The sequence below is a fragment of the Streptomyces sp. WELS2 genome, from assembly GCF_013870595.1.
Lineage (GTDB): Bacteria > Actinomycetota > Actinomycetes > Streptomycetales > Streptomycetaceae > Streptomyces.
Genome location: NZ_JACBWZ010000427.1, coordinates 1 through 5,346, shown reverse-complemented (window position 1 = coordinate 5,346; position 5,346 = coordinate 1). Strand labels below are relative to the sequence as shown.

At 73.1% G+C, this 5,346-nt stretch carries 5 protein-coding genes; all 5 read left to right on the top strand.

The annotated features are described in order from the left end of the window. Nucleotides 1-1,017 (top strand): glycerophosphoryl diester phosphodiesterase membrane domain-containing protein (locus H5J33_RS22350; protein WP_181796699.1); only part of this gene is annotated, 1,017 nt, incomplete at its 5' end. Between the two features lie 4 nt (nucleotides 1,018-1,021). Beyond that, entirely contained in the window at nucleotides 1,022-1,795 is a 774-nt protein-coding gene (locus H5J33_RS22345) for a DUF4129 domain-containing protein (RefSeq protein ID WP_181796698.1), read from the top strand. After that, entirely contained in the window at nucleotides 1,792-2,991 is a 1,200-nt protein-coding gene (locus tag H5J33_RS22340; protein ID WP_181796697.1) for a DUF4350 domain-containing protein, read from the top strand. Before H5J33_RS22345 ends, H5J33_RS22340 begins: the two co-directional genes overlap by 4 nt. Further along, the gene (locus H5J33_RS22335; protein ID WP_181796696.1) at nucleotides 2,991-3,980 is read left to right on the top strand and encodes a MoxR family ATPase; all 990 of its coding nucleotides are present in this window, start codon (nucleotides 2,991-2,993) and stop codon (nucleotides 3,978-3,980) included. Before H5J33_RS22340 ends, H5J33_RS22335 begins: the two co-directional genes overlap by 1 nt. Then, nucleotides 3,980-5,290, top strand: coding sequence for a DUF58 domain-containing protein (locus H5J33_RS22330; RefSeq protein ID WP_181796695.1), 1,311 nt, complete (start codon nucleotides 3,980-3,982; stop codon nucleotides 5,288-5,290). The genes H5J33_RS22335 and H5J33_RS22330 overlap by 1 nt, the downstream gene beginning before the upstream one ends. The last annotated feature ends 56 nt before the right edge of the window (nucleotides 5,291-5,346 follow it).

Below are 5,346 nucleotides of genomic sequence, written 5' to 3'. Positions count from 1 at the left end.
GCCTGGGGCGGCGGCTGGGGCGGACCACCGCCCGCCGCGAAGCCCGGCGTCATCCCGCTGCGCCCGCTCGGCGTCGGTGAGATCCTCGACGGCGCCGTCTCCACCATGCGCGCCTACTGGCGCTCGGTCCTCGCCATCTCGCTGGCGGTCGCCCTGCTCACCGAGACCGGCCTGGTCCTGCTGCAGGGCTTCGTCCTCAACGACGCCCTCACCAGCGCCTCGCTCGACAGCGAGACCGCCACCCCCGGCGAGGTGCTCCGCAGCCTGCGCGACACCATGGTCGGCACCGGACTGCTCACGGTGGTCTCGGCAGCCGCCACCATCGTCGCGACCGCCCTGCTCACGACCATCACCAGCCGTGCCGTGCTCGGCAAGCCGGTGAGCACCGGCGAGGCCTGGCGCGAGGCCCGCCCACGGCTGCTCAAGCTGTGCGGTCTGCTCATCCTGCTCGGTCTGATCGTCTTCGGCGTGCTCGCCGCCGGCGCGCTGCCCGGCTTCCTGGTCCTGATCAGCAGTGGCAGCGACGCCGCCGGGGCCGCGCTGATGGCCCTGGGCATCCTCGGCGCCGTCGTCGTCGCGGTCTGGCTGAGCATCCGCTACTACCTGGCCGCGCCCGCCCTGATGCTCGAACGGCAGGGCATCCGGAAGTCCATGAGCCGCTCCGCCCGGCTGGTGCGGGGCTCCTGGTGGCGCGTCTTCGGCATCCAGTTGCTCGCCGGTCTGATCGCGAACATCGTCTCCGCGATCGTGACCATCCCCTTCGCCGTCATCGGCGCCGCCGCGAGCGACGACGGTATGGCCGACTTCCTCGCCACCAACGGCGGACACGTCGGCTGGACGTTCCTGATCATCCGGTCCATCGGCTCCGTGATCGGGACCACGCTCACCCTCCCGATCAGCGCCGGCGTCACCACGCTCCTCTACATCGACCAGCGCATCCGCCGCGAAGCCCTGGACCTGGAGCTGGCCCGAGCCGCCGGTGTCCCGGGCGCCCCCGGTCCGGTCCCCGGGAGCTGACGCGGTGAGCCTCACGGGGGGAGTACTCACGGCGGCGCTCCCATCGGGCGCCACCACGGTCGTACGAGTGTGGCGCGCGTCGGACCGTGCGCTCCTGGCAGCCGGCGGCTCGGGCGACGAGCCGCCGGTGACCGTCCCGCGCGATCCCGCGCGGGAAGCGGCCCGGCGCGAACTGTCCAAGGGGATGTACCACGAGAACGATCCGAGCCTGTTCCAGCGCGCCCTGAACGCGCTGTGGGACTGGCTCGACCGGCTGTTCGGCACGGCCGCGTCGGCCACGCCGGGCGGCGCGGTCGGCCTGTTCGTCGTCATCCTGTTCGTCGTCGCCGTCCTGGCCGCCCTCTGGTGGCGCCTGGGCACCCCCCGCCGCCCACCCGCCTCCGCCGCGCTGCTGTTCGACGAGCGCACCCGCAGCGCCGCCGAACACCGCGCGGCCGGCGAGGCACACGCAGCCCAAGGCCACTGGAACCAGGCCGTCCAGGAACGCATGCGAGCCGTGGTCCGCTCCCTGGAGGAACGCGCCCTGCTCGACGTACGCCCCGGCCGCACCGCCGACGAAGCCGCCGCCGAGGCCGGCCGCGCCCTGCCCGCGCACGCGGACCGACTGCGCGCCGCGGCACACGAGTTCGACGACGTCACATATGGCGGGCGCAGTGCCGACGAGCATTCGTACCGCCGCCTCGCCGAACTGGACCGCGACCTGGAGAACACCCGGCCGAGCCACGCCGCCAGTGCCGTCGGCACGGCCCACAGCACCCGCCAGGGGGCGGCCGAGTGACCACCGAGGCCCCGCCGACGACCCCCGCTTCCACCGCGCCCACCGGCCGCCGGCTGTGGACCCGGACACGCGGCATCGTGCTCGCCGTCGTCCTCGTCCTGGCCGCGGCCGTCGCCATGGCCGCCGTGCGCTCCACCACCCGCCACGGCGAACTGGACCCGCGCTCCGTCGACCCGCACGGCAGCCGCGCCGTCGCCGAACTCCTCGCCCAGCGGGGCGTGTCCACGCGCGTGGTCACCAGCCTCGACACGGCACGCTCCGCCACCGGCCCCGACACCACCCTGCTCGTCGCCGTGCCCGACCGGCTGACCCACCGTCAGCAGGACCGGCTGCACTCGGCGATGGCGGACTCCGGCGGGCGAACCGTCCTGGTAGCGGCTGGCAGCTGGTCCGTCGAACGACTCGCCCCCGGGGTCACCGCGGACCCCGCCACCAGCGGCGACTCCACGCTCGCCCCGGACTGCGCCCTGCCCGAGGCCCGCCGGGCGGGCACCGCCGACACCGGTGGCGTCCGCTACACCACCGCCCGTCTCGACGCCGACTCCTGCTACCCCAGCGAGCGCCTCGCCACCCTGCTGCGTCTGCCCGCGGCCTCCGGGAACGGCGACACCCTCGTGCTCGGCGCACCCGACATCCTCTACAACGACCGCCTGGACGAGCAGGGCAACGCCTCCCTCGCCCTTCAACTCCTCGGCTCCCGGCCCCATCTGGTCTGGTACCTCCCCTCGCTGTCCGACGCCTCCGGAGCCCCGGCCGGCGACCGGAAAGACTTCTTCGGCCTGCTCCCCTCGGGCTGGCTCTGGGCCACCCTGCAGCTGTTCGTCGCGGCGGCCCTCGCCGCGTTCTGGCGGGCCCGCCGATTCGGCCCGCTCGTGGCCGAGAAACTCCCCGTCGCGATCCGCGCCTCCGAGACCACCGAAGGACGCGCCCGCCTCTACCGCAAGGCCGACGCCCGCGACCGCGCGGCCGACGCTCTGCGCTCCGCCACCCGCACCCGCCTCGCTCCCCTCGCCGGCGTCCCCGTCGCTCAGGCGCACACGCCCGAGGCCCTGCTGCCCGCCCTCTCCGCCCGCCTGTCCGGCGACGGACAGGACCTGCACTCCCTCCTCTTCGGACCGCCGCCCGGCGACGACGCGGCCCTCATCGCCCTCACCGACCGACTCGACGCCCTCGAAAGAGAGGTACGCCGTTCATGATGGACCCGACCACTGACAACGCCGGGCAGAGCGGAGACGCGGACACCGCCCGCACCGCGCTGGAAGCCCTGCGCGCCGAGATCGCCAAAGCCGTGGTCGGCCAGGACCCCGCCGTGACCGGCCTCGTCGTCGCCCTCCTCTGCCGCGGACACGTACTACTAGAAGGAGTCCCTGGAGTCGCCAAAACGTTGCTCGTCCGAGCCCTCGCATCCGCGCTGGAACTCGACACCAAGCGCGTCCAGTTCACCCCGGACCTGATGCCGAGCGACGTCACCGGCTCCCTCGTCTACGACACCCGCACCGCCGAGTTCTCCTTCCAGCCCGGCCCGGTCTTCACCAACCTGCTCCTCGCTGACGAGATCAACCGCACCCCGCCCAAGACCCAGTCCTCGCTGCTGGAGGCCATGGAGGAACGGCAGGTCACGGTCGACGGCACCCCACGACCCCTCCCCGAGCCGTTCCTGGTCGCCGCGACCCAGAACCCGGTCGAATACGAGGGCACCTACCCCCTCCCGGAAGCACAGCTGGACCGGTTCCTGCTGAAGCTCACGATCCCGCTGCCCTCCCGTCAGGACGAGATCGACGTCCTCACCCGGCACGCCTCAGGCTTCGACCCGCGCGACCTGCGCGCCGCAGGCGTACGACCGGTCGCCGGCCCCGCGGACCTGGAAGCGGCCCGCGCCGCGGTCGCCAAGACGACCGTGTCGCCCGAGATCACCGCCTACGTCGTGGACATCTGCCGCGCCACCCGCGAGTCGCCGTCGCTCGCCCTCGGCGTCTCCCCGCGCGGCGCCACCGCCCTGCTCGCCACCTCACGCGCCTGGGCCTGGCTGACCGGCCGCGACTACGTCATCCCCGACGATGTGAAGGCCCTGGCCCTGCCCACCCTCCGGCACCGCGTCCAGCTGCGCCCGGAAGCCGAGATGGAGGGCGTGACCGCCGACTCGGTCATCAACGCCATCCTCGCCCACGTCCCGGTCCCCCGCTGATGGCACTCACCGGACGCGCCGCACTCCTCGCGGCCCTCGGCTCGATCCCCGTCGGCTTCCTGGAACCGGGCTGGACCGGAATCCTCGCGGTCAACGGCCCCCTGGCCCTGGCCTGCGCCTGCGACTACGCGCTGGCCGCGCCGGTACGCCGCCTGCTGCTGGCACGCTCCGGCGACACCACGGTCCGTCTCGGTGACACCGCGGACGTCACGCTGACGGTGACGAATCCGTCCCGCCGCCCCCTGCGCGCCCAGCTCCGTGACGCCTGGCCGCCGAGCGCATGGCAGCCGGGCACCGAGACCGAGGCGTCGCGGCACCGGATCACCGTGCCCCCGGGAGAGCGCCGACGCGTCACGACCAGGCTGCGCCCCACACGCCGTGGCGACCGCCAGGCCGATCTCGTGACCCTTCGCTCCTACGGCCCCCTCGGTCTGTTCACCCGGCAAAGCGCTCACAAGGTGCCCTGGACGGTACGCGTCCTGCCCCCGTTCACCAGCCGCAAGCACCTTCCGTCGAAACTCGCCCGATTGCGCGAACTCGACGGCCGTACCAGCGCGCTGACCCGTGGGGAGGGCACGGAGTTCGACAGCCTGCGCGAGTACGTGCCCGGAGACGACACCCGCTCCATCGACTGGCGCGCCACAGCCCGGCAGTCCTCCGTCTCGGTGCGCACCTGGCGTCCGGAACGCGACCGGCACATCCTGCTCGTCCTGGACACCGGTCGGACCTCGGCCGCCCGCGTCGGCGACGCCCCGCGGCTGGACGCCTCCATGGACGCGGCCTTGCTACTGGCAGCGCTCGCTTCCCGCGCGGGCGACCGGGTGGCGCTCTTGGCCTACGACCGCCGGGTACGTGCCCTTGTCCAAGGCCGCACGGCCGGCGATGTCCTGCCTTCGCTGGTCAACGCGATGGCAACGCTGGAACCGGAACTCGTCGAAACCGACGCCCGCGGTCTCACCGCCACCGCTCTGCGCACGGCCCCTCGGCGTTCTCTGATCGTGCTTCTCACGACGTTGGACGCGGCACCGGTGGAACAGGGTCTGCTTCCCGTGCTTCCCCAGCTCACTCAGCGCCATACGGTTCTGGTCGCGTCGGTGGCGGATCCGCACATTGCCCGTATGGCCCAGGCCCGGGGCAACGCCGAGGCCGTGTACGAAGCGGCGGCAGCGGCTCGGGCGCAGGACGAGCGCCGGCGCACCGCCGAACAGCTCCGTCGTCACGGGGTGACGGTGGTGGACGCTATTCCGGAGGAATTGGCGCCGGCGCTCGCGGACGCCTATCTGGCGCTGAAAGCGGCGGGCCGGCTCTGAGACCTCTTAAGAGATCTCTGGTTTCCACCGCAGTCCCTTAGGGGACACCATGCACG